This window comes from Thermostichus sp. OS-CIW-29 (assembly GCF_054058195.1).
Genome location: NZ_JBSSAB010000010.1, coordinates 25600 through 48816 on the forward strand (window position 1 = coordinate 25600; position 23217 = coordinate 48816).

Annotated in this window: 20 protein-coding genes and 1 pseudogene; 11 read left to right on the top strand and 10 right to left on the bottom strand. The window is 57.7% G+C overall.

The genetic code is table 11. From position 1 onward, the window contains the following. Positions 1–804, bottom strand: a complete 804-nt coding sequence (locus ACVWZJ_RS05405) for a PIN domain-containing protein (protein ID WP_457395129.1) — start codon at positions 802–804, stop codon at positions 1–3. A 26-nt stretch (positions 805–830) separates the two neighbouring features. Next, complete coding sequence (gene purN / locus ACVWZJ_RS05410; protein ID WP_414352200.1) at positions 831–1493, bottom strand: phosphoribosylglycinamide formyltransferase; 663 nt, start codon at positions 1491–1493, stop codon at positions 831–833. A 401-nt stretch (positions 1494–1894) separates the two neighbouring features. Between purN and ACVWZJ_RS05415 the strand changes: the two genes are divergently transcribed. The 3 genes from ACVWZJ_RS05415 (at position 1895) to ACVWZJ_RS05425 (ending at position 3581) form a co-directional block, all read left to right on the top strand. Next, positions 1895–2347, top strand: coding sequence for a hypothetical protein (locus tag ACVWZJ_RS05415; protein ID WP_457395133.1), 453 nt, complete (start codon positions 1895–1897; stop codon positions 2345–2347). A 17-nt stretch (positions 2348–2364) separates the two neighbouring features. Continuing rightward, the gene (gene aat / locus ACVWZJ_RS05420; RefSeq protein ID WP_011432540.1) at positions 2365–2943 is read left to right on the top strand and encodes a leucyl/phenylalanyl-tRNA--protein transferase; all 579 of its coding nucleotides are present in this window, start codon (positions 2365–2367) and stop codon (positions 2941–2943) included. A gap of 137 nt (positions 2944–3080) precedes the next feature. Further along, positions 3081–3581, top strand: coding sequence for a low molecular weight protein-tyrosine-phosphatase (locus ACVWZJ_RS05425; protein ID WP_011432541.1), 501 nt, complete (start codon positions 3081–3083; stop codon positions 3579–3581). A gap of 290 nt (positions 3582–3871) precedes the next feature. Here ACVWZJ_RS05425 and ACVWZJ_RS05430 read toward each other — a convergent pair whose 3' ends face one another. From ACVWZJ_RS05430 to ACVWZJ_RS05440, 3 genes are all read right to left on the bottom strand, one after another. Then, positions 3872–4162, bottom strand: a complete 291-nt coding sequence (locus tag ACVWZJ_RS05430) for a nucleotidyltransferase family protein (RefSeq protein WP_011432542.1) — start codon at positions 4160–4162, stop codon at positions 3872–3874. A 244-nt stretch (positions 4163–4406) separates the two neighbouring features. Beyond that, positions 4407–4601 carry a PIN domain-containing protein gene (locus tag ACVWZJ_RS05435; protein WP_202943711.1) on the bottom strand — a complete coding sequence of 65 codons (195 nt, stop codon included), beginning with the start codon at positions 4599–4601 and terminating at the stop codon, positions 4407–4409. Positions 4602–5329: 728 nt separating this feature from the next. After that, positions 5330–5671, bottom strand: coding sequence for a DUF4288 domain-containing protein (locus ACVWZJ_RS05440; RefSeq protein WP_071818147.1), 342 nt, complete (start codon positions 5669–5671; stop codon positions 5330–5332). A 1246-nt stretch (positions 5672–6917) separates the two neighbouring features. Between ACVWZJ_RS05440 and ACVWZJ_RS05445 the strand changes: the two are divergent. The 4 genes and pseudogenes from ACVWZJ_RS05445 to ACVWZJ_RS05460 all read left to right on the top strand — a co-directional run. Further along, a pseudogene (locus ACVWZJ_RS05445) lies at positions 6918–7085 on the top strand (tyrosine-type recombinase/integrase); the annotation flags it as partial. A 241-nt stretch (positions 7086–7326) separates the two neighbouring features. After that, positions 7327–11289 carry a magnesium chelatase subunit H gene (locus ACVWZJ_RS05450; RefSeq protein ID WP_457395137.1) on the top strand — a complete coding sequence of 1321 codons (3963 nt, stop codon included), beginning with the start codon at positions 7327–7329 and terminating at the stop codon, positions 11287–11289. Between the two features lie 102 nt (positions 11290–11391). Then, positions 11392–11766 (top strand): DUF6883 domain-containing protein, encoded by a 375-nt coding sequence (locus tag ACVWZJ_RS05455; protein ID WP_414330567.1) that lies wholly within the window; start codon positions 11392–11394, stop codon positions 11764–11766. Positions 11767–11806: 40 nt separating this feature from the next. Further along, complete coding sequence (locus tag ACVWZJ_RS05460) at positions 11807–12007, top strand: hypothetical protein (protein ID WP_414419053.1); 201 nt, start codon at positions 11807–11809, stop codon at positions 12005–12007. 28 nt (positions 12008–12035) lie between these two features. Here the strand turns inward: ACVWZJ_RS05460 and ACVWZJ_RS05465 are convergent, their stop codons facing one another. From ACVWZJ_RS05465 to cphA, 3 genes are all read right to left on the bottom strand, one after another. After that, positions 12036–12890: a prepilin peptidase gene (locus ACVWZJ_RS05465; protein ID WP_457395141.1), complete on the bottom strand. Its 855-nt coding sequence runs from the start codon at positions 12888–12890 to the stop codon at positions 12036–12038. Positions 12891–13012: 122 nt separating this feature from the next. Next, positions 13013–13213, bottom strand: coding sequence for a hypothetical protein (locus ACVWZJ_RS05470; protein WP_011432545.1), 201 nt, complete (start codon positions 13211–13213; stop codon positions 13013–13015). Positions 13214–13535: 322 nt separating this feature from the next. Next, positions 13536–16232 carry a cyanophycin synthetase gene (gene cphA / locus ACVWZJ_RS05475; protein ID WP_457395145.1) on the bottom strand — a complete coding sequence of 899 codons (2697 nt, stop codon included), beginning with the start codon at positions 16230–16232 and terminating at the stop codon, positions 13536–13538. A gap of 257 nt (positions 16233–16489) precedes the next feature. Here cphA and ACVWZJ_RS05480 point away from each other — a divergent pair, with 257 nt between their 5' ends. Continuing rightward, positions 16490–18766 (top strand): ComEC/Rec2 family competence protein, encoded by a 2277-nt coding sequence (locus ACVWZJ_RS05480; protein ID WP_457395148.1) that lies wholly within the window; start codon positions 16490–16492, stop codon positions 18764–18766. 182 nt (positions 18767–18948) lie between these two features. Here ACVWZJ_RS05480 and ACVWZJ_RS05485 read toward each other — a convergent pair whose 3' ends face one another. After that, positions 18949–19224 carry a hypothetical protein gene (locus tag ACVWZJ_RS05485; protein WP_414330279.1) on the bottom strand — a complete coding sequence of 92 codons (276 nt, stop codon included), beginning with the start codon at positions 19222–19224 and terminating at the stop codon, positions 18949–18951. 248 nt (positions 19225–19472) lie between these two features. Here ACVWZJ_RS05485 and ACVWZJ_RS05490 point away from each other — a divergent pair, with 248 nt between their 5' ends. The 3 genes from ACVWZJ_RS05490 to ACVWZJ_RS05500 all read left to right on the top strand — a co-directional run bounded on the left by ACVWZJ_RS05490 (position 19473) and on the right by ACVWZJ_RS05500 (position 22519). Further along, on the top strand, positions 19473–20276 hold the full coding sequence (locus ACVWZJ_RS05490) for a prohibitin family protein (protein ID WP_414343102.1): 804 nt from the start codon (positions 19473–19475) through the stop codon (positions 20274–20276). Between the two features lie 85 nt (positions 20277–20361). Beyond that, positions 20362–21300, top strand: a complete 939-nt coding sequence (locus tag ACVWZJ_RS05495; protein ID WP_457395152.1) for a prohibitin family protein — start codon at positions 20362–20364, stop codon at positions 21298–21300. Between the two features lie 193 nt (positions 21301–21493). After that, positions 21494–22519: an HD-GYP domain-containing protein gene (locus tag ACVWZJ_RS05500; protein WP_011432551.1), complete on the top strand. Its 1026-nt coding sequence runs from the start codon at positions 21494–21496 to the stop codon at positions 22517–22519. Here ACVWZJ_RS05500 and ACVWZJ_RS05505 read toward each other — a convergent pair. Next, entirely contained in the window at positions 22497–23126 is a 630-nt protein-coding gene (locus ACVWZJ_RS05505) for a ComF family protein (protein ID WP_457395155.1), read from the bottom strand. The two genes, ACVWZJ_RS05500 and ACVWZJ_RS05505, sit on opposite strands and share 23 nt — an antisense overlap. Positions 23127–23217: the final 91 nt, after the last annotated feature.

The window sequence follows — 23217 nt, forward strand, 5'->3', positions numbered from 1 at the left end:
CTACAGATCCCGAATCCAAGGGATCCGAGAGAGAGGTAGCCGCTGCCAGATCCCTTCACTTCCTTCTGGATCGAGCAGGCGCCAGGCCAGCAACCCGGTTGCCGAGAGGAAAACCAGGGCCAGCAACAACGCAAGGGCATTCTGTAGGCTTTTCAAAAAGGGCCAGAGGCGGGCTGTGATCGGCCCCACCTGAGCAGCTCCAGACCGCTGCCGCGCCTGGGCGGGGGGGTTCCCGGAAGCTGGAGAGGAACTCAAGGGACGGGCAGGTGGAGCGAGGGTAGAGGACGTCAACTGGGCGGCAGGAATGGGTGGCCCTGGTAACCGATTCAAAGCCATAACCACAGCCTGAGGGCGCTGCTGCTGACGCATCCACCGGTTCAGCTCTGCCAGAGAGACGGCACAGAGGTTGTTGAGACCCAGACCCTGAATTCGCCCCACCAAAGGCCGGTCGTTGCTGACCAAAACCACCAGCGTTCCCGGCTGCTGCTGGGCCAGGGCATAGGCGCATTCGGCAATCGCTTCTTCCAAACGTACCCTCATGGACTGATCGCCGGCACCAGCACCACCCACCAGGGCACGGGCTTCTGAGACGGCAAACCCTAGACTGGGCCAGTGGCGCAAAAACTCGCGGGCTGTCGATTCTTCTTGGGGATCAATGGCCTGCCGGGTCAGGCGTTCCAACTCGGCCATCACTGCCTGCGGCAGCACACACACCCCAAATCGAGCCCACTCTTGCCATAGAGCCAGACGACCGGCCAGGATCACCGGGCTATCGAAGACGAGGAGAGGCGGGATCTCGGCCATGGGATGCGCCAGCGTTGGACTTAACCTCAATTGTGCAGCTTCCCCGAAGACTTGGGTAGCAGGGATCCCTCTGCCAGGCAGAGGCGGATGGCCAGTGGGTAGAGGCGGTGCTCCTGGGTCTGGATGCGCCGGTAAAGGGATTCCACGGTATCTTCGGGCAGAACCGGCACGGCTGCTTGGGCCACGATGGGGCCACTGTCCATTTCCAAGGTGACCCGATGGACAGTGCAGCCGGCAATTTTCACGCCGCACTTCAGGGCTTGTTCAACAGCCCGCAGGCCCTTGAAGCTGGGCAGCAGGCTGGGATGCAGGTTCAGGACGCGATCCGGGTAGGCGGACAACAACACCTGGGTAACCAGGCGCATCCACCCGGCCATGATCACCCATTCCACGTGATGCTGCCAGAGCACTTGGAGGATAGCTGCATCCAGGTCTTCGCGACAGGGGTAGTCTCGGTGGTCGAGCAAAACGCAAGGGATCCCTCGCTTTTGGGCCCGCTGCCGCACATAAGCTTTGGGATTGTTGGTGATGACCACAGCAATCTGGGCCTGCAGTTCCCCAGCCTCAATGGCTTGGGCAATAGCTTCGAAATTGCTGCCATTGCCGGAAGCCAGAATGCCAAGGATCCCCGGTTGAGAGGGCACTGGGATCCCGTCGGGATCCGGCCAGAGTAAGCTGGGTAGGTTCATGAGCGCTTGGTGGGAAAGTCTGCAGCCCCGCTATTTTAAACCCAAACAGATTCCCTTCTGGTTCTGGCCAGGTTGATCCAGAGAGGGATCCAAAAACTTGACCGTCGCCGGCTTTGACAGGCGCACCCGCGCCATCGAGCGCTGCACGGATCAAGCCCAAGAGGAGCTGCGGGAGATGCCTCAAGAAATGCGGAAAATGCAGCAGGAGATCCGCGATCTCTCAAGCTCCTCCAAAAATAGGCCAAGTCGATCAAGTCGATCCCAGCAGTTGAGGCCGGATCTTATGGACTCCGTCCCACTGTGGCGAGCGGCCACCTGATCTAGAGTGGGAAAGCATGGGCAGTGGGTGTGAGAGCATGGCTCCTTTGCAACGACGACGCCGGCGGTTTTGGATCTGGAGCATGGTAGTCATCCTGTCCGGGTTTATGGGATCCCTGCTGGCGGGATCAGCGCAGAACCTGGGAGCACAAGCGCAGCAGGGCCTGACTCAAGCCCAACTGGAGCAAGCTCAATATGTGCGCAGTTGTGGCAGTTGCCATGTGGCGTTGCCCGCCCAAGTGTTGCCCACTGAAACCTGGCGACGGCTGCTGCAGGATCCCAACCACTATGGCCAGCAGATCCAGCCCCTGAGCGGCGTGGCTTTACAACTGGCCTGGGGCTATTTGCGGCCCAACTCCCGGCCCCTGCGACAGGGGGAACAGGTGCCCTATCGCTTGGCAGATTCTCGCTATTTCCGTGCCCTGCATCTGCAAGTGGAGTTTCCCACTCCTGTGCGGGTGAGCGGCTGTGTGGATTGTCACCCCAGGGCCAATGGGGGGGATTTTGCCAGCCTCTCTGCAGAATGGCAATCTTGAGGAGCGCAACTGAGGCAATGCAGGTGGATCTGGCCACCATTTTGTCAGGCTATGCCCAAGGCTACTTTCTGATGGCCGACGAAGAGACGGGATCCCTGGCCTGGTACGGCACCGGCCGGCACGCGGTGATCCCCCTCGATGAGCGATTTCACTGCCCCCGTTCGTTGCGGCCCTTGGTGCGCAGCGGTCGCTTTCAGGTGCGGCTGAACTGCGCTTTTGAGCAGGTGGTAGAGGGCTGTGCCGCTCGTCCCCAAACCTGGATTAGCCCCGAGCTGAAGCAGATTTACGCAGCTCTGCACCGGTCTGGCTTTGCCCACAGCTTTGAAACCTGGCAGGGAGAGACCTTGGCAGGCGGGATCCTGGGTATTGCCCTTGGAGCGGCGTTTATCGGCGAGTCGATGTTCTACCGCATCCCCAACGGCTCGAAGGTGGCCTTGGTGAAGTTGGTGGAGCACTTACGGGAGCGGGGCTTTCGCCTATTCGACGCTCAGTTGATGAACCCGCACCTGGCCCGTTTTGGTGCTTTTCTCATGGATGGACAAGAGTACCTGAAGCTATTGCAGCAGTGCCTGGGGATCCCTTGTCGGTTCAATTAAATCTGCAATGTTACGATAGCCGCCGGCAAAACATTGCAGCGGCTCTTGGTGGAAAATAGAAAGGGAATCCGTCCCGCTGTTGCAGGCGGATACATCCTGTGGTGGGCCCACACATGGGATCCGATGGGGAGGTTGCCATGAGCCAAAAGCTTCTGTTTGTCTGTCTGGGTAACATCTGTCGCTCTCCCACTGCTGAGGGCATCACCAATCACCTTTTGCGCAGCAGCGGCCATAAGGAAGCAATTATCTGCGACTCAGCAGGTACGGCAGCCTATCACATCGGCAGCCCCCCAGATAGGCGCATGCAACAAGCAGCCCGATGCTATGGCCTAGAGCTACAAGGCAAGGCCCGCCAGATTCGACCTGCCGACCTGCGCGAGTTTGACCTGATCCTGGCTATGGATCGACAAAATTACCGCGACATTCTCAGCTTGGATCCCCAGGGAAAATATGCCGAGAAAGTGCGCCTGATGTGCAGCTATTGCCGCTCTCATTCTGACGAAGAAGTTCCGGATCCCTACTACGGGGGTGAGGCTGGATTCCATTACGTGATCGAGCTGCTCTGGGATGCCTGTAGCGGCTTGCTGGAATCCCTGGTTCCCGGGATCCAATGCCCACCGTTGCCCCCCCGTGCTTGAGAGCTTGTGTGTTTATTTAAAGTTAATTCAAATGGCGATGAGACGGTAGCCAGTACAATAGCTCCGTTTGCGATAGTCATTCCGAATAAGTCTGGGACATTTGCCCTGCCTTCGATCTCTAACCGGCCAACACAAACATACCCCTTATCTGTCTCCCAAAGCAGACTAGGGGAACCTGGGATCCCCAAGTTGCTTTCCTGCAGTCTGAAACAACCATATATCCTGGCCCAGAGGGATCCTCATCTAACTTAATTGCCTCTATTTCCGATCTTACTCTGTTCTGCCAATCTCTAGAAGGCACGAACCACCTCCCGGAGAACGGATTCTTGCAGATAGGGCTTGAGGGAGTCAGGCGTACCTAGATCAACCGGACTCTCTAAAATTTCCTCTAGATATCGTTTCAAGCGTGCAAAAGTGAACAATCCAACTGGACGGTCAAACTCTACTAGCAGATCGATATCACTGTCTGTTTGCGCTTCATCCCTTGCTACTGAACCAAAGAGCATTAGAGACTTTACGCCAAAGTCCTTCAGAGTGTTCTGGTGATTTGCCAGTAATGTAAGGACTTCCTGTTTTTGCATTACCCAACCTGCAATGAAAAGAAAAGTCCATTAGGAATTATAGCTCACCTATTTCCTCTAAGAAAAGTCCATTAGGAATTATAGCTCACCTATTTCCTCTCAATTACGACTCAAACAAAGATTCATAACGCTTTGCAGGTCGCAGGCACAGTTGAGCCGAGGCACACCTTGCAGAGGACAGGGATCCCTGGGTTCCCGCAATGAGGGCATTTGAGCTTGCTCATCATCTTGTCTCTGGGTACATCTAACGGCACGCACATCTTGCCTTGCCATTAACAGCCAGTTCAAGAAACTTGTCGTCTTTGGGATCACGACACGTCGCCACGCGCTCTACAATCTCCACCAAGACGCCATCTCTAACAAAAGTGCTCAAGAACTCCATCCGTTCTTCCTCGGTTATATACCTTTCAAATCCTTTGCGCCGCAGGACATCGCTCAATTCTTCTTCTTTACACGTGGGGTGGGAACACAGTGTGACTTGAGGGGGGAGAAATCAACCCCGTCATCCCTCACCGTGAACCTTAGCCTCCCTGCTTGCAGTGGCACCCTGCATGTCTTATCAAGGAACCCATCCCAAATCGGATTCTCGATTTCGGTCCCGTACCTCATTACGCATCTCCCCCCCGCCTTACCCGCCACTTCGATGGTCGTAGAGCCGAAGGCGAAGAAGACCAACCGCCGCTCAGGAGTACACGCGCCGAAATCGATCTCAATATCAGCGCGCCCTCCCTGAGCGTGAGTCGGTACAGATGTCAGTGGCAAGACGAGCAGCGCCGAGGCCATAACCCTGAGAGCTATACATCTCTTCATCGGCAGACTTCTCATTATGAACCGCATCGATCAGCCATCTAACGCCTTAACTCACCCGCCACCCCAAATCCGGGATCCCAGCCAATAACCTATCCCAAGGTCGGGTGCAGTGACTTGTTATGTTGAGTGACTCTCCCTCCCTAAAGGTATCAGGATCCTCAGTGACCAGCCCCCAGGGATCCCTACCCAATCACTGACTTTCTACCAAGGCTGGCAACATAATGACAATGATCTGGGATGAGGCTCGGGCTATATCGAGATTTCTGAGCTTGGTTGAGGGATCCATTTTTTTTGCTTATTGTATTGAGTACATTGAATTGAATTGAGACCATTAGAATTGAGCATAGGAAAGCCAAACTATAGTTCTTCACCTGACAAAAGTGGTTCAAACTCTTTATATGCTTGATAATTACGAAAATGTCGAGCGTAAATTTCTGCTCCATCAAGATCGACATCATACAAAACTTGATTCACATCAACAATATGCTTTAACTTCCACGTTATTGAGTCACCTACTTCATTATTAAATGTATATGTATGAGCGTTTGCATATTCCTGGGCTTTCTGATTTGCTTCTTCTAGAGAACTAGCCTTTATTAGCATAAAACTCCCTTCGAAAAGAGTTTTATAGTCTGGCGATGATGATGAAGATTCATAAACTAACACAGCGATATAAACGTTTATGTCTTGACGATCCATTCTGATTCTCCAACTATTTCAAAAATCCGCGATCATTTAACAGCTTCCACGCTTTCTTGTAGTTTGCGGCATTTCCCGCCTTTATGTTGCCAAGTGTTTCGTTCAAAAGCTCTCCTGGAAATTCTTGTCTGATTGATGCTTTTCGGCATCTGCTAATGAAGCTATCAGCAATGTCACCCAAATTGTTATTAGCAACACAGTCGGCAGACGGACAACTGGCGGTGTAGAAAGCTGGATCCGCTGAGGATAGGGATCGCTCTACGGATGGGGCACAGGGATCCGGGGCAGGCAGATAACAGCTATCTTCTACCTTTAGGCAGATAACAGCTATCTTCTACCTTATTGCAGGCACATCCCGGCGGTTGATGGCACTTCAAGCTGACGTTGATGCAGCTATTGCCACAGGCTTTACCCGTCACACATCGACGACAACAGGTACTGCAATCGACGGGATCACCTGGCTGTGACCGTTCTACCCTAATGATGGACAGTGATGGATCCGAGTTAATAGTCGAAGCAGTCCGAGATCCACTGCCACAACCCACAAATAGGAGCAGCGATAACAGTATTAGAAAAAACTGTGCGAGCTTAAATGGTTGAGCTTTCATACAATGAGATCCATCAGTTTGCTTCACTCGTGCTAATTGAGAGGACAAGGTTCAGAGTATAGCACTGGGTCAGGTGCAGCGACTTGTTATGTTGTGTGGATTTGTGTACCGATCGCCTCGGCTACCCACCGACCCCAGCGCCCCTTCATCAACAAACCTGACTAGGCACAACTCTGGCGCTGGCAACATAACATGTGTTTCTGCAGCTAGATGACTGATAATCACCTAAGAAGCAGACTTTTCCATCGCCTAGTGTAATGCTGCCCTAATTTGTCTGTATAGTCAACATTTTGAGCGATAATTACCTCCAAAGGGTTTTTATCTGGCTGAATGAGCATTAACACACCCATACCTAGACTCAGAAAGCTCCTGGAGCAAGTCAGCTAGAAATCGCAGGATCCGCACACTGTACTCATAAAGTCAGTGTCGGGAGGAATGTGCAACTTTATTTGCTCTATGTTATGATAATAGTGCGGACACCAGAAACGGTTATTTAAGGCACTGGTAACGGTCGATTGGGGCTGCCGTAAACCAGCCTAGAGGTTCGGGCCTGTTTTGTTCTCTGGTAGAGCAGAGCAGGCCCAGGGCTACTAAAAGCCTACTCTGTATCGCTAAAGCGGTACGGAGCCGGGTAGTTTACTTGCCACACCTTCCGCCATAGTTTTGCCACTCATCTCCTGCAAAACGGCTACGACATCCGCACCGTCCAAGAATTGTTGGGCCACAAAGATGTCAAAACCACCATGATTTACACCCATGTGCTGAATAAAGGCGGGCGCGGGGTGAGAAGTCCATTGGATCCTTAGAAGGGGACGCTCTCTGGGGAAGGGATCCTCTTCCCCTTTACAGTATCTCAGCGATCATTGCGAATTATTACGACCTTGCCGTCATACCCCCGGCAGGGATCCGTTTCTCTGGTAGAACGGGAAACAGACAATAGGGGATCCTGCCTATCGCGTCAGCGGGACGGAGTCCTTTCGCGTTAGCAGGACAGAATCCTTTCCCCGGTTTACCCAATTTCTGCATTGCACAACGGAGAGCGACCGCATGTTTACTCTGGTTAAGCCCATCACCCGCCACGTGGCCCCTGACGAGCTAGGGGGGCGCCGACTGATGAAGGTGGTGTACGTGGTGTTGGAGCCGCAGTATCAGAGTGCTCTGACAGCAGCGGTGCAGCGCATCAACGCCCGCAACCCCAAGCTGGCGGTGGAGCTGTCTGGCTACTTGGTGGAGGAGCTGCGGGATCCCTCGGGGTATGAGGCTTTCCGGCGGGATCTGGAGACGGCCAATGTTTTTATTGGCTCCCTGATCTTTATTGAGGACATTGCCCAGAAGGTGGTGCAGGCGGTGCAGCCCCTGCGGGAGCGGCTGGATGCGGTGGTGGTCTTCCCTTCCATGCCGGAGGTGATGCGCCTGAACAAGATGGGATCCTTTTCTATGGCGCAGCTGGGACAGTCCAAGAGCGCCATTGCCCAGTTCATGCGCAAGCGCCAGCAGGGATCCAACTTCCAGGAGGGGATGCTGAAGCTGTTGCAGACGCTGCCCAAGGTGCTGAAGTACCTGCCCTTTGACAAGGCCCAGGATGCCCGCAACTTCATGCTTAGCTTCCAGTACTGGCTGGGCGGATCCCGCGAGAACCTGGAGAACTTTTTGCTGATGCTGGCGGATCGCTACCTGCCGGGGATGCGGGATCAGGTCAAGTTTGCCGAGCCGGTCACCTATCTGGAAATGGGCATTTGGCACCCGCTGGCGCCGCAGATGTTTGCCAGCCTGGCGGAGTATTGGGATTGGTACAACGCCCGCGAGGATCTGCCAGAGGAGGTGAAGGATCCCTTGGCTCCCTGCGTGGGGTTGGTGTTGCAGCGCACCCACCTGGTGACGGGGGATGATGCCCACTACGTGGCCATGGTGCAAGAGCTGGAGTCGCGCGGGGCGCGGGTGGTGCCGGTGTTTGCCGGGGGTCTAGATTTCTCCAAGCCAGTGAACGAGTTTTTCTGGAACGCGCAGAAGACAGCGCCCATTGTGGATGTGGTCGTGTCGCTAACCGGGTTTGCCCTGGTGGGAGGGCCGGCGCGGCAGGATCACCCCAAGGCGGTGGAAGCGCTGCAACGGCTGAATCGCCCCTACATGGTGGCGCTGCCCTTGGTGTTTCAATCGACGGAGGAATGGGCTGCCAGCGACCTGGGGCTGCACCCGGTGCAGGTGGCTCTGCAGATTGCCATTCCCGAGCTGGACGGGGCCATCGATCCCATCATCCTCTCAGGGCGGGATGCGGCCACCGGCAAAGCTCACGCAATGCAGGATCGGATCGAGCTGATCGCGGCGCGGGCCATTAAATGGGCCAATTTGCGGCGCAAGCCCAAGCTGGAGAAGAAGATCGCCATCACCGTCTTCAGCTTCCCACCGGACAAAGGCAATGTGGGGACAGCAGCCTACCTGGATGTATTTGCCTCTATTCACCGGGTGATGCAGGCCCTGGCCCACAACGGCTACGACCTGGGGCCAGAGCTGCCCAAAACCCCGCAGGAGCTGATGGAGTCCATCCTCCACGATCCCCAGGCCCAGTACGCCAGCCCGGAGCTGAATGTGGCCGCCAAACTGTCGGTGCGGGAGTACGAGGCGCTGACACCCTACGTGAAAGCCATCGAGCAATACTGGGGGCCAGCGCCGGGGCACCTGAATACCGATGGGCAAAATCTGTTGATCTACGGCAAGCACTTTGGCAATGTGTTCATCGGGGTGCAGCCCACCTTCGGCTATGAAGGGGATCCCATGCGGCTGCTTTTTTCCAGGTCAGCCAGCCCTCACCACGGCTTTGCCGCCTACTACACCTACCTGGAGAAAGTGTGGGGGGCGGATGCGGTGTTGCACTTTGGCACCCATGGATCCCTGGAGTTTATGCCGGGCAAGCAGATCGGCATGTCGGGCGAGTGCTATCCGGATAATCTAATTGGATCCCTGCCCAACCTGTACTACTACGCCGCCAACAACCCCAGTGAGGCCACTATTGCCAAGCGGCGGGGCTACGCCTGTACCATCAGCTACCTGACGCCGCCGGCAGAAAACGCCGGCCTCTACAAGGGGCTGCAAGAGCTGCGGGAGATGATCGGCTCCTACCAAACCCTGCGGGAGGGGGCGCGGGGCATCGCCATCGTCAACGCCATCTGCGACAAGGCGCGGCTGGTGAACCTGGACAAGGATGTGGATCTTCCTGCGGGGGATGCTGCCCAGTTGAGCTTGGAAGAGCGGGACACGGTGGTGGGCAAGATCTACGCCAAGCTCATGGAGATCGAGTCGCGGCTGTTGCCCTGTGGTCTGCACGTCATTGGAGCGCCCCCCACGGCAGAGGAGGCGATTGCCACCCTGGTGAGCATTGCCAGCATTGACCGCCCCGAAGAAGGGATCCTCGGCCTGCCCCGCATTCTTGCCCAAAGCCTGGGCCGGGATATCGACGAGATCTACCGCAACCGGGATCGGGGACACCTGGCGGATACGGAGCTGCTGGATCGCATCAACAAGGCCTGCCAGAAGGCGGTGGCGGCGCTGGTGCAGGAGCAGACCGACGCCCAGGGGCGGGTCTCTAGGGTGGCCAAGCTCAACTTTTTCAACATGGGCCGGCAAGCCCCCTGGTTGGCAGTCCTAAAAGAAGCGGGCTACCCCCAGGTGGATCCGGATCTTTTGAAGCCCTTGTTTGAATTTCTGGAGGAGTGCCTCAAGCAAATTACGGCAGATTATGAGCTGGGATCCCTGCTGCGGGCCTTGGAAGGGGAGTACATTTTGCCGGGGCCAGGAGGGGATCCCATCCGCAACCCCAATGTGTTGCCGACAGGGCGCAACATCCACGCTTTGGATCCCCAGTCCATCCCCACGGCAGCCGCGATTAAGTCTGCGGAGATCGTGGTGGAACGGCTGCTGGCTCGCGAGATGAGCAGTAACGGCGGCAAGTACCCGGAGACCATCTCGGTGGTGCTCTGGGGCACCGACAACATCAAGACCTACGGGGAGTCGCTGGCGCAGGTGCTGTGTTTGCTGGGGGTGCGACCCAAACCCGATGCCCTGGGGCGGGTGAACAAGGTGGAGTTAATCCCCTTAGAGGAACTGGGCCGGCCCCGCATTGATGTGGTGGTGAACTGCTCGGGGGTGTTCCGGGATCTGTTTGTTAACCAGATGGACCTGATCGACCGGGCGGTGAAGCTGGCGGCCGCAGCGGTGGAGCCACCGGAGCTGAACTTTGTGCGCAAGCACGCCTTGCAGCAGGCAGAAGAACTGGGGCTGACGTTGGAGCAGGCGGCAACGCGGGTCTTTTCCAACGCGTCTGGCTCCTACTCGGCCAACATCAACCTGGCGGTGGAAAACAGCTCTTGGGAAGATGAAAGCGAGCTGCGGGAGATGTACCTATCCCGCAAGTCCTTTGCCTTCGGCTCCAACCTGCCCAACCAGCAGATGCGGCAGCTTTTTGAAGCCAGCCTGAAAACGGTGGATGTGACCTTCCAGAACCTGGACTCCTCGGAGATCAGCCTGACGGATGTCAGCCACTACTTCGACTCGGATCCCACCAAGCTGGTGCAGAGCCTGCGCCCGGATGGCAAAGCCCCCTCGGCCTACATGGCAGATACCACCACGCCCAACGCCCAGATCCGCACCCTGAGCGAAACCATCCGTCTGGACGCCCGCACCAAGCTCCTCAACCCCAAGTGGTATGAGGGGATGCTCAAACACGGCTACGAAGGGGTACGGGAGATCGCCAAGCGGCTGGTCAACACCTCCGGCTGGTCAGCTACGGCAGGCGCGGTGGACAACTGGATCTACGAGGAAACCAACGAGACCTTCATCAAGGATGAGGCCATGCGGCAGCGCTTGATGAACCTCAACCCCCACTCCTTCCGGCGCATTGTCGGATCCCTGCTAGAGGTGCATGGGCGTGGCTATTGGCAGACTTCCCAGGCCAATATCGAGCGCCTGCAGGAGCTGTATCAGGAGATCGAGGACAGAATCGAAGGGGTGGAGTAATTAATATGGTTGTTTCAGGTTGGCGTGAGACGTCTGGGCTACTGTTCGCGCCAGCGGGACGGAGTCCTTAGACCTTACGTGAAGTCGGCAAAAGCTGCAACCATGGCCGGATCCTTGCCCAGGGCTTCTGAAGCAGCAGTGGATCCTGCCAAGTTCGTTGATTACTCTATGAATCCAGCTAATCCTGGAAATCAAGGCAAGTGGATTGCCTTTGCAGAGCTTGGCTATGATGTCAGTACACCAGAGGGAAGAAGGGTGGGATTTGCTCACATTCTGCAACAGGTTACTGCTGCTCTGCCTTGCGCCTTAGCCGGGGATCCGTTTCCAACACCCTATGGAAGCCGCTATCGAGTCAAGATTGAAATTTTGGGCCTCAATCAGAAAAAAGGCACTTTAGTGACCGTGTGGCAGGTTGATAAGGAAAGTTTAATCCCTCGTTTGGTCACCAATTGGCTAGAGGTACACAATGATGAGTAAAACCACTTCTAGAATCAAGCCATACAGTAGAGTCAAAACTGTGGCAGATGTCAAGGAGTATTTCAGCGAGACCACCATTCCTGCTGGAACTCAGGGATCCATTGTGGAATGTTACTCAGATCCCACTGAAGGCTATGCGGTTGATTTAGCGGTTCCGGATTTGAGCTTGGTAGGAGGTTTTCGATATTTTAATCTCATTCTTTTTCCCGATCAGTTTGAAGTCATAGATCCCGAAACATGAAGTATCCAATGTTGAATGGACGTTCCCTCTACCCCACCAATCCGGCCCAGCGTAGGTAGCCCTCCACCAGTTGGGATCCGGCCAGAGCCGCCACCCCTCCACCCATAGCCAAGTAGGGGCCGAAGGGGATGGGCTTTCCCAGGCGGGCCCGCCCCTTGGTCATGGCCAGCAAGCTAGCCAGCAGGCCAAACCCGGAACCCAAAAGAAGGGCCACCACCACCCCCTGCCACCCCAACCACATGCCGATCAGGGCCAACAGCTTGCCATCTCCCCTGCCCATAGCCTCCCGCCCCAAGACCCAACGGGCCAAGAGGCCAATGCCCTCCAGCAGCCAGAGGCCCAGCACAGCTCCTGCGATCCCTGCCACCAGTGACAGGCCTGTAGCGGCCAGGGATCCGGATCCCTGGAGCCACGGCAGAGCCAGGCGGGCCAAAAGCCCCACCACCAGGCCTGAACGGGTCAGCTCCTCCGGCAGCAAAAAGGTATCCAGATCGATGAGCGCCAGGGCCAACAGCCAGCTCAACAAGACGCAGGTGAGGATCCCTTGGGCAGAAAACCCCAAAGCGCCGATGCTGAGGGCAAACAGCCCCATTGTCAACGCCTCAACGGCAGGGTAGCGCCAGCTAATCTGCGCTCCACAATGGCGGCAGCGACCGCGCAGCAACAACCAGCCTAGGATGGGAATGTTCTCCGTGGGGCCCAGCGGCGTCTTGCAGCTTGGACAATGGGATCCGGGATAGAGCAGAGAAAGGCCCTGCGGCAGACGATAGACCACCACATTTAAGAAGCTGCCCACACAGGCCCCCAACACCAGCACCAGCACCCAGCCCAGTAGGCGCAGCTCCCAGGTGCCGTTCGCATCAGCGTTGCTCAGCCACATCATGCGAGCGTTGCGCAGTAGGGGAGAACCTCGAGCATGGCAGCGATTCCCATCGCGTCGGCAGGACGGAGTCCCTAAAGGCAGAAAAAGGAAGGATCTGCTCTGTCAGCGTAGCTCCTTGTGCCTCACCGCAGCGGCTCCAATTGCTGCAGCGGAATAAAAGTTTCCTGGGGCAGCAGGATGGGGAACTCGGAAAAGATCAGATCCCCTCGCAGGGTACGGCGGTGAATAACTACCCCCCGCGGAGGTTGCTCCAGCACTTCCGGTCGATACTGCAGATGAAATTGATAAATCTGGCGAGCCGCTTGAAGCAGAGCGCTGTCCATGAGCTGTTTTCCTTGCCAAATTCACAACTACCCTAACGACATTCCCATCGCGTCGGCGGGACGGAGTCTTTAGACCTTTTGGGATCCCCAAAGTTCTGTCTGCCATCCCTCAGACTTTTTTAGAACGGTTAAGGCTTCTGAAAAGCCGAGGATCCCCTGAGCCGAACACCTGCTGCTTCCCAAAAGACAAGTCACCCGCCCCCGCCAGCCTAAACTTAGGATATCGCCGCCGAGGACTTATGGGTCACCTCCGCCCACTCAATTCTCGATGTCTGTCCAGGAATGGAGGCCATAGAGCACTCTGGAGTTGTCGGCAGCCAGCCTAAGACAGTTTGCCGTCAGGGCTGGGGGAGATCAAATCTGGGCCAATGCTGTAGGAGGAGCCACGGTAACTGGGTTTGGGATTGAGCTTGTCTTGAAAGCGGGTGATGATCTGGATGGTGCGCTGCACATCTGCCGGAAAGATCACCACCAGGTCTCCAGGTTCGGCCTTTTCCAAAGCGGTTTCGATGGCAGTAGCCTCATCCAAGATCTCCTGCAGGCGATCCCCTGCCTTTTCCTGTTCCCAACCCTGCCGGATTAGGGCGGCCACCTCGCCTGGTTCCCGTCCCCGCCGGTCATCATCTTCTTTGACAATGGCTCGGTCGAACATGCGCGCTGCCAAGACTCCCAGCTCTCGTAGGTCGCTGTTGCGCCGATCCCCAGGCCCGCCGATAACCCCAATTTTTCGTTGGCAATCCCAGCGCTCCAGGGTACTTTGAATGGCTTCGTAACCTGCTGGGTTGTGGGCATAGTCCACCAACACCTGGTAGCCCCCTACATCAAACAAGTTGAGGCGACCGGGGGTCTGGGCTACAGAACTGGTGAAGGTGCCCAGCGCCATGCGGATGTCGTCGATGGAAACCCCGTGCAGGAAGGCTGCCAAAGTAGCGGCCAGCACATTTTGGATCATGAAGCTGGCCTTGCCAGAGAGGGTGAGGGGAATTTTGGTTACATCTTCTATGCGCAGTTTCCAGCCCCGTTTCAAAATGGAGATGTGGCCCTCTTCATAGACAGCTGCTATGCCCCCGGAAGCAATGTGCTTTTGAATGAGGGGATTTTCCGGGTTCATGCTGAAATAGGCCACTGTCGCCTTGACATTGGCGGCCATGGCGGCCACCAGACCATCATCGGCATTCAAGACAGCGTAGCCCCGCTCGTGTACCGCTTCCACCAAGACGGATTTGACGCGGGCCATGTCTTCTAGGGTTTCGATATCCCCCAACCCCAGGTGATCTGAGGTTACGTTGAGCACCACGCCAATATCGCATTCCGGAAACCCCAGCCCCTCTCGCAAAATGCCGCCTCGCGCCGTTTCCAGCACCGCCACTTCTACGGTGGGATCCCTGAGCACCAGGCGGGCGCTGTGGGGGCCGGTCATGTCTCCCTTGGCAATTTGATGGTTTTGGATGTAAACGCCGTCGGTGGTGGTGAAGCCGACCCGCTTGCCGATGCCTTTGAGGATGTGGGCGATCAGGCGGGTGGTGGTGGTTTTGCCGTTGGTGCCGGTGACGGCCAGGATGGGGATGCGGGTGTGGCTGCCGGGGGGAAAGAGCATGTCGATGATGGGCTCAGCCACATTGCGCGGGATCCCTTCGCTGGGGGCCAGGTGCATGCGCAAACCCGGAGAAGCGTTCACCTCGACAATGCCGCCACCGGTTTCGTTGACGGGCTGGGCAATGTCCGGGCAGATGAGGTCGATGCCCGCCACATCCAGGCCGATGATCTGAGCTGCCCGTTCGGCAATGAAGGCGTTGTAGGGATGGATGATATCGGTGCAATCGACGGCGATGCCTCCGGTGCTCAGGTTGGCGGTGGATTTGAGGGTGCAATGTTCTCCTTTGGGCAGCACCGTATCCAGGGTGTAGCCTTTGCTTTCGAGGATACGCAGGGTCATGTCATCAACGCTAATTTGGGTCAGCACGTTTTCGTGGCCAAACCCCCGCCGCGGATCCCTGTTGACTTCGTCGATCAGCTCTTGAATGGTGGAGCGGCCATCTCCCACCACATAGGCTGGGATCCGCTTGGCCACAGCCACCAGCTTGTTGTTGATCACCAGCAGTCGGTAGTCATCCCCCACCAGGTGCTTTTCCACCAACACCACATCGGAGTATTGGCTGGCGGCATCGTAGGCGATCTCGGCGGCTTCCAGGCTGGTGATGTTGACGGTGATGCCCTTGCCGTGGTTGGCGTTAAGGGGCTTGATCACCACCGGAAAGCCCCCGACATCCTCGATGGTGGCTGCCAACTCGCTGCGGCGACGCACCGTATAGCCCTTGGGCACCGGGATCCCCATGTCCTGCAGCAGTTCTTTGGTGGCCTGCTTGTCGGCGGCCAGGTCGGCGGCAATGATGCTGGTTTTTTCAGTGGTGGTGGCTTCGATGCGCTTTTGGTAGACGCCGTACCCCAGTTGCACCAGGGATCCCTTGTTGAGGCGCAGATAGGGGATCCCGCGCAGGGCGGCCTCGTCCAGCAAAGCTTGGGTGCTGGGGCCGAAGCGGACGTTCTCTCGGATCTCTCGCAACTCTTGAATGTCCAGTTCTAGGTCGCGGCGGTAGTCTTCTCCATCCACCAAAGCCTGACAGAGGTAGACTGCAGCTTTGGCTGCAAAGCGCCCGGCCTCTGCCTCCTGATACTCGAACACGACGTTGTAGGTGCCGGGGGTGGAGGTTTCGCGGGTGCGGCCAAAATCCACTTTCATGCCGGCCAGAGTCTGCAGTTCCAAGGCCACATGCTCCACCACATGGCCCATGAGGGTGCCCTCTTCCACCCGTTGCAAGAATCCCCCATAGCAGCCGCGGGAGCACTGGTGTTCCCACAGTCCCGGCAACAGGGCCTCCAACCTTTCTTTGAAACCCGGGATGGTGTTGGTGGGTCGCTCCTGCAAGTCTTCCAGATCAAGCCGCATTTGAATCAGCTTATGACGACGGATGCTCCAGTAGTTGGGGCCACTGAGAACGCGGATGGATCGGATGCGCATAGGGTCTAGGGGAAACAGCGGGGAAGGGGACAGATAACTTAGGGTCGTTTTAGGGTCGTTTTCAGGATGCCGGCGCAGGAAACTGCCAAGGACTACATCCCGCTGGCGCGACCAGCCCTAATCTACACTCCCTTTGCCAAGGTCGAGAAAGAGTATCCTTTAATACAATTCTTTCGGCGGGCGAGCAAGGTTAAGACAACGCAATGGATCCCGCTTGACCACATCGGTACAGTGGGGGGCAGACGGGTCTGCGGCACATGGAAAGAACCTATCTGCTGGGGTTGGGCTGGATCTTGGGCCTGCTGGTGCGGGCTTGGCCCCAGGCTGCCGGGTGGGGCTGGGGGATCCTGCTGGGATTGGGGCTGGCGGGATCCCTGCTGTGTCGGCGGCGACTGCGTTTGGCCCGCACTTGGCTGGCGATGGGGCTGGTGGGGTGTCTAGCTTGGGGTTACCTGGGTTGGCGGCAGCCTTTTCCCGGCCCGACGGATATCAGTCTGTTGGCCCCCCAGCAGCAGATGAACTTGGTGGGCACCGTCCTCTCGGAACCTCGTCCCACCCGCAGCGAACGGCGGCAATTTTGGCTGAGAGCAGAGCAGGTGCTCAACGCCGACTCCACGGCCCGCCAGGTCAGCGGCAAGCTCTACGTCACCACCGGCCCTGAGGCCCTCCAGGACAAGGATCTCCACCCCAACCAACGGGTGCGCCTGACGGGATCCCTGTACCTTCCCAGTCCGGCCTTGAACCCGGGCAGCTTTGATTTTCAAGCCTACCTGCAGCGCCAGGGGGCTTTTGCCGGCTTCAGCGCCCGTGAGGTGATCCTGCAGCCGGGGGGAAGAGGTTGGGGGGGCTGGGTGTTGCGGCGGCGGGTGCGAGAGGCGTTCGTTGCTGGATTGGGGGAGCGGCAGGGGAATCTGTTGGCTTCCTTGGTGCTGGGATCCCGGGCCGCCCAATTGGATTTCGACTTGCAGGATGCCTTCCGGGAAATCGGCATGGCCCATGCGCTGGCCGCCTCTGGGTTTCATGTGTCGCTGTTGGTGGGGGTGGTGTTTGTCCTAACACGGCGGTTGGCGGTGCGCCTGCAGCAGGGGAGCATCCTGGCGGTGCTGGGGCTTTATACCGCCCTGACGGGGTTCAGCCCTTCGGTGTTGCGAGCGGCACTGATGGGGGCGGCGGCCATGCTGGTGCTGACGGAGCCGCGCCTGGAAGGAAAGGTGAAGCTCAATCCCCTGGGGACGCTACTGGTGGCGGCAGTTTTGCTCTTAATCTACGAGCCGCTGTGGATTACAGACCTGGGGTTTCAGCTCAGCTTTGCCGCCACCCTGGGCCTGCTGGTCGGAACAGCCCCAATTGTTTCCCGGCTGGACTTTTTGCCTCCGGCTGTGGCCACCGCCTTGGCCGTTCCGCTGGCAGCCCAGATCTGGACCTTGCCGCTGCAAGTGGCCATCTTTGGCCGCATCCCCACCTACTCGCTGCTGGCCAACCCGCTGCTGCTGATTCTGCTAGTGCCGCTGCTGGTGGCGGGGTTCGGGGTGGCGTTTGGGGCTTTGCTCTGGCCGGGGCTGGGATCCCTGCTGGCCCGGCCCTTGACGTTTTTGATCACGCCTTTAATCAACTGGGTGAACTGGATGGCCAGCTGGCCTCTGAGTTCCTACTACACCGGCCGGGTCTCCCTGCTCCAGTGCCTGCTCCTCTACGGGGCGCTGGTGGCCCTAACCTTTTGGCCGCGGTGGCGACAGGCCTTCCGCTGGCAGGGCACAGCCCTGATCATGGCCGCCATCCTCCTGGGTCCAAGGATGTGGCCGGGGCCGCCGGTCCAAATTACCGCCTTGGCCAGTGGACGAATTCCCATCCTGGCCATTCAAGCGGAAGGGCGCCACCTCTTGCTCAACAGCGGGGATCCCCGTTTGGCAGAACGCACGGTGTTGCCCTTTTTGCGGCAGCAGGGCTTGCACCGTCTGGACGGGGCGGTGGCCATGACCTCCGCCGGCTCTGCCAATGGCGGCTGGGAGATCCTGCTGTCGGCTTTCTCCAAAGGAGTACGTCCCGCCAACGCGATTGGGCAATTCTGGGATGGGGGAGGGGCCAATGCGGCTTCCGAAAGTTACCTGCGTTCCCTTAGTGCCGTGCAAGCTGCCCAGATCCCCTATCAGGTGCTGCAGCCAGGCGATCGGATGCCTTTCTCGGAGCGGCTGCGGCTGCAAGCTGTCTACACCAACCCCCTGGTGTTGACTTTAGAAACAGAGGGATCCCATTGGCTGCTGCTGGGCTCTGCCGGCACCCATGTGCAAGCCGAGCTAACCGGATCCCCGCTGATGCCGGCCCAGATCGACTGGCTGTGGTGGGACGGGGGATCCCTGATTTTGGATCTCCTGGAGCGCTTTCAGGTGCAGGCGGGCATTAGCTCTGGCTCTGTCGGCGAGACGGTGGTCACCTGGTTCCGGCAGAAACAACGACCCCTCTACGTAGCCGATCGGTCTGGAGCGGTAAGCTGGTCGCGGCGGGGAGTGCAAACCTTGAGGTCACAATTGGATTGAGCAGCGCTGTAGTCTGGGGTACAAACTCGGTAGAATTCGAGCAAAAAAGCTTGCAGCTTCCCAAACAAAGTGGGAGAGAGGCTAGCAGGGTAAGGCGGCGGGGGATGTCTTAGACATGTTCAGAGTAGCTACAGAGGAATAGCTACAGAAGCCGATCCCGCATTCGTCCACAGAGGGTACCCCTACACCTGCAGCGGTTCCCTGAGACAAGCGGGCAGTTGCCAGCACATCTCCAGCCAGTTTTTTAGCTCTTCCGGTTGGCCCATGAGGCTCATTTCCACCAGCAAAATGGCGGCCCGGTCGGCGGCGCCTTTGGATCCGAGACGAATTAGGGCAGACAGGCTCTCTTCCCGCCAGCAGATGGATACCCCCTGCCGGATCAAGGCCTGGGCGGCAGCGGGAATGCACGAGGGTGGCACCTGGATGTCTCGCCGCTCGTAGTCGACAGTAGGTAGCATGAACGGCAACCCAAATCTTTATTATGTTTTAATCTTCTTCCCTTTTCGCTTGTCTGTCACGGGTCTTTGCAAAGTATGAAGTAATCTTTTGTAAACTTTGTAGAGTTCTCGACATCGTTGAGAACAGTGGGCGAGCAAGCGCGGGATCTCTCGCGGGATCCCTGGAGAAAACTTAAAAGATAGCGGCGATTTCTCAGCCTCATTTCCCCACAGCCGCGAGAATGGCTACATGCGCAGGAGATGGGGAGATGCGAGCAGAAGGTTGGGAAAGGCGAGTTGGTCGCTGGTTGCCCAAGGCCACCCTTGCCGGAGCCGTGTTGATCCTAGTGGCGATGGGCAGGCCGCTGCGACTGGTGGGCAACGGAGAAAATATGGTGGTGTTCACCTGGGGAGGGGGGGTGAGCCCGATGGCTTTGCAGCCAGGTCTGCATTGGGTGCCGCCTTTTGTCTCTCGCACGGTGATTTTTGATGTAAAAACCCAAGCTCTGACCTGGAAAGACAACGACCCGACCGCCTACGCACCGCGGCTGGTGGCCCTTTCTCAGGATGGGCAGCAGATTGCGGCTGAGGCGACGCTGCAGTTTCGCATTGTGGACGCCCCCAAGGTCTATACGCAACTGGGGGAAAATTACCTGGATCGCATCGCTCCCATTGTTCGGTCGGTCATTCTGAATGAGACCAGCGGCTTTTCTGCCCAGGCTCTGTATTCCACGGAGCGCCCGCTGCTCCAGGGCCAAATCCGCGAACGGGTGGCTCTTCTGCTGAAGGAATACGGCATCGAGGTTTTGGATTTTCTGCTGCGGGATGTGGATTTCGATCCTGATTTTGTAGCGGCCATTGAGGCAAAGACCATTGCCGAAAATCAACTGGCGCAAAAGCAATTTGAGATCGAGCAGGCCCGCCAAGATGCCCGCGCCATCATTTCTCAAGCGGAGGCAGAAGCCGGTCAATTGAGAGCCAAAGCACAGGCCCTCACCCAAAATCCGCAGTACTTAGAGGTGGTGAAAGCTGCGGTACTGGGATCCCGCCTGGAAACTTTGATCACCAAATAGATAACTCAATTAGGAAATCAATCCTTTTGGCTCAGCCCCAGCTTCTTCAGCTCTTCTCACCGACCCTCGAACGGGAGCAGCCACCATGTATCCAACAGGAGAAACACCCCAAAGTAGAGCCGGTTGGCTGACCGCGGGAGGGATCGCCGTCTTGGCGGCCCTGGGAGTGCTCCGCGCTTGCCTGTACGTCACTTTGCCCGGACATGCCACTGTAGTTTTCAATACCTTTTCCGGGTTGCAGAAGGGGCGGGTAGAATTGCCGGGGGTCATCTTCCGGATCCCAGGGATCGAAACGCCGATCACCTACACCGTGCTCACCCGCGTTTGGGAGTTTACCAACAACCCCGCTTCGGCCAATGCCATCAGCAACGCCATCACCGTGAACACCGCCGATGGGCAAGCCTTTGCCATCGATGTAGCCATTGCCCTCAAGCCCAACCTCGCCACTTTGGACGAGCTGCACGCCAACATCGGCGAGAACTATCTTTCCACGGTGGTGGTGCCGGTGGTGCGCTCCAAAATTCGGGATATCTCCGCCTCTTTCGATTCGGAAGACTTCTACCGGAAAAGCCAGCGGGCTGCCATCGAACAACGAGCGCTGGACTTGATTCGCCAAGAGATGCCTACTGTCAACCGCGATGGCCAAACCCTGCCTCTGGTGCAGGTGGAGGGCCTGTTTCTGGGCAACCCCAATTTCCCACAAGCCTTAAGAGACTCGATTGAACGCAAACAGGTGGCCTCGATTACAGCACAAACGGCGGCAGTGCGGGCGCAAATTCAGGAAAAAGAGACCGAGCGGCTGCTGATCTTGGCGGCGGCCAACCAGCGGGCCATTGAGCTGAAAGGACAAGCGGCAGCGCAGAACGCGCAACTGGCGGATCTGCTGTTCTACGAGAAGCTGCAAGAGCGCATCCAAAACCCGACGGGCTCGCTGCCCCGTTTGCGCATCATCCGCGTCGAGGGAGATGCCACCGTGTTTCTCAATGTGGATCCCCATCAGGCAGCCCTGCAAAGAGGGCAGTAGGTTCAGCGAAGTTGCGGAGTACAGACTTAAAAGTCTGAGTATAAAGTGTGTCCAGATCTGAAGGCGAAGGGATGTCATTCGAGTTCGTTGACATCCTACCGCCAGGGGTCTGGGCTGGGATCCCTCGTAGAGTTGCGCCGAATCCGGCTGAGGGGGAAAGCTCGCACTCGATGCAAGGCTAGGTTTTACCACCATGAACTCCCACCTGATCCACACCCCCTTTCCCCGCCTAAACCCGAAGCTGGCGGAGGCGGATCATGTTTTGGTGGTGGACGATCAGGCCAGCAGCCGCCTCTACATCGGTGAGCTGTTGCGGTCGGCCCACTTCCGCGTGAGCGAGGCCACCAACGGCGAAGAGGCTTTGGAGGCTGTGGAGCGGCTTCGGCCAGACTTGGTGCTGTTGGATGTGCTGATGCCGAACATGAGCGGGTTCGATGTCTGCCGGCAACTGAAGGCCAATGAGCTGACCCGCCTGATCCCCGTTGTGCTGATCACTGCCCTGACCGACCGCTCCAATCGCCTGATGGGGATGCAGGTGGGGGCCGACGACATTTTGACCAAGCCCTTCGATCACGTGGAGCTGCTGGCGCGGGTACGCTCATCCATCCACCAAAAGCGCTTGAACGAAGACCTGGATCACGCTGCCGGGGTGTTGTTTGCCATTGCCCGCGCTGTGGAGAGCCGGGATCCCATCACGGGTGACCATTGCGAACGCTTGGTGGCCATGGGGGAACAGTTTGGCCGTTACTTGGGGCTGTCTCGTCAACAGATCAAGGCCCTGCGCTGGGGCGGCTACCTGCACGACATCGGCAAAGTCGGGATCCCGGATGCGATTTTGTGCAAGCAGGGCAAGCATACCCCGGAAGAATGGGAGATCATGAAATCCCACGTCTTGATTGGCGAAGACATTTGTCGGGGCTTGCGCACCATGCAGGATGTGCTGCCGATCATCCGCCACCACCACGAGCGTTGGGATGGCAGCGGCTACCCGGATGGGCTGGCAGGCGAAGAGATTCCCCTGTTGGCCCGCGTCTTTCAGGTGATCGACATTTTCGACGCTCTGACCTCTCCTCGCCCCTACAAACCGGCCTTGACCGCCGAACAGGCCCTGGAAGTGCTGCGGGAGGAAACCCGCAAGGGCTGGCGGGATCCGAACTTGGTGCGCGAGTTTTGTGACTTTATGTTTGTTACGGCCTTTAATTTGCTGGAGGCGGGATAGGGTCTGGAGGGCCGGGCCAGTCTGGAGAGGCGGCTTTTGGGGTTTGAGCGGCAACGATTACCCCGGCTACACGGATCCCGGCAGCGGCCAATACCTGCTGGGCGGCTTGCACAGTAGAGCCGGTGGTGTAGATGTCATCCACCAGCAACACCGGTGTGGCCGGAACTTGTTTCAGGGCAAAGGCCCCGGCCAAGTTGTGCTGTCGTTGCAGCGGGTTGAGCTCATATTGAGCCGCTGTGGCCCGCACCCGCACCAGAGCCTCAGGCCAATGTCTCAGACCTGTCCGCTGGCAAAAGGCTTGGCTGATCAAGGCGGCTTGGTTGTAGCCCCGCTGCCGCAGCCGCTCTGCATGCAGAGGGATGGGCACCACCGTGTAGGCCCCAGGGGAGCCTAAAGAGGTGGACTGGCTTTCGACCCAACGGGATCCCAGCCATTCTCCCAAAACCGAGCCAATGCGCCGTTGTCCTTCGTACTTCAGGCAATAGATGGCCCTGCGCAGCGCCCCCCGGTGGATCCCCCAGGCGTAAAGTGGCCAAGGCGAGGTGGTGACTGGCCAAGTGGCAAGGCGCTCCGCCTGCAACCGCCTTTGACAGTCTTGACAGAACACGGCCTTGGCAGGGCGCCGGCAAAGCGGACATGGAGGCACAATCCACCAATCTAACCAGCCCATCGTCTGCTAGGGATCCTTTCTGGTGTGC

Bases quoted from the DNA above. Each gene is read 5' to 3' on its own strand.
- ACVWZJ_RS05405 (WP_457395129.1), bottom strand. From the start codon at position 804: ATGGCCGAGATCCCGCCTCTCCTCGTCTTCGATAGCCCGGTGATCCTG.
- purN (WP_414352200.1), bottom strand. From the start codon at position 1,493: ATGAACCTACCCAGCTTACTCTGGCCGGATCCCGACGGGATCCCAGTG.
- ACVWZJ_RS05415 (WP_457395133.1), top strand. From the start codon at position 1,895: ATGGTAGTCATCCTGTCCGGGTTTATGGGATCCCTGCTGGCGGGATCA.
- aat (WP_011432540.1), top strand. From the start codon at position 2,365: ATGCAGGTGGATCTGGCCACCATTTTGTCAGGCTATGCCCAAGGCTAC.
- ACVWZJ_RS05425 (WP_011432541.1), top strand. From the start codon at position 3,081: ATGAGCCAAAAGCTTCTGTTTGTCTGTCTGGGTAACATCTGTCGCTCT.
- ACVWZJ_RS05430 (WP_011432542.1), bottom strand. From the start codon at position 4,162: ATGCAAAAACAGGAAGTCCTTACATTACTGGCAAATCACCAGAACACT.
- ACVWZJ_RS05440 (WP_071818147.1), bottom strand. From the start codon at position 5,671: ATGGATCGTCAAGACATAAACGTTTATATCGCTGTGTTAGTTTATGAA.
- ACVWZJ_RS05450 (WP_457395137.1), top strand. From the start codon at position 7,327: ATGTTTACTCTGGTTAAGCCCATCACCCGCCACGTGGCCCCTGACGAG.
- ACVWZJ_RS05455 (WP_414330567.1), top strand. From the start codon at position 11,392: ATGGCCGGATCCTTGCCCAGGGCTTCTGAAGCAGCAGTGGATCCTGCC.
- ACVWZJ_RS05465 (WP_457395141.1), bottom strand. From the start codon at position 12,890: ATGATGTGGCTGAGCAACGCTGATGCGAACGGCACCTGGGAGCTGCGC.
- ACVWZJ_RS05470 (WP_011432545.1), bottom strand. From the start codon at position 13,213: ATGGACAGCGCTCTGCTTCAAGCGGCTCGCCAGATTTATCAATTTCAT.
- cphA (WP_457395145.1), bottom strand. From the start codon at position 16,232: ATGCGCATCCGATCCATCCGCGTTCTCAGTGGCCCCAACTACTGGAGC.
- ACVWZJ_RS05480 (WP_457395148.1), top strand. From the start codon at position 16,490: ATGGAAAGAACCTATCTGCTGGGGTTGGGCTGGATCTTGGGCCTGCTG.
- ACVWZJ_RS05485 (WP_414330279.1), bottom strand. From the start codon at position 19,224: ATGCTACCTACTGTCGACTACGAGCGGCGAGACATCCAGGTGCCACCC.
- ACVWZJ_RS05490 (WP_414343102.1), top strand. From the start codon at position 19,473: ATGCGAGCAGAAGGTTGGGAAAGGCGAGTTGGTCGCTGGTTGCCCAAG.
- ACVWZJ_RS05495 (WP_457395152.1), top strand. From the start codon at position 20,362: ATGTATCCAACAGGAGAAACACCCCAAAGTAGAGCCGGTTGGCTGACC.
- ACVWZJ_RS05500 (WP_011432551.1), top strand. From the start codon at position 21,494: ATGAACTCCCACCTGATCCACACCCCCTTTCCCCGCCTAAACCCGAAG.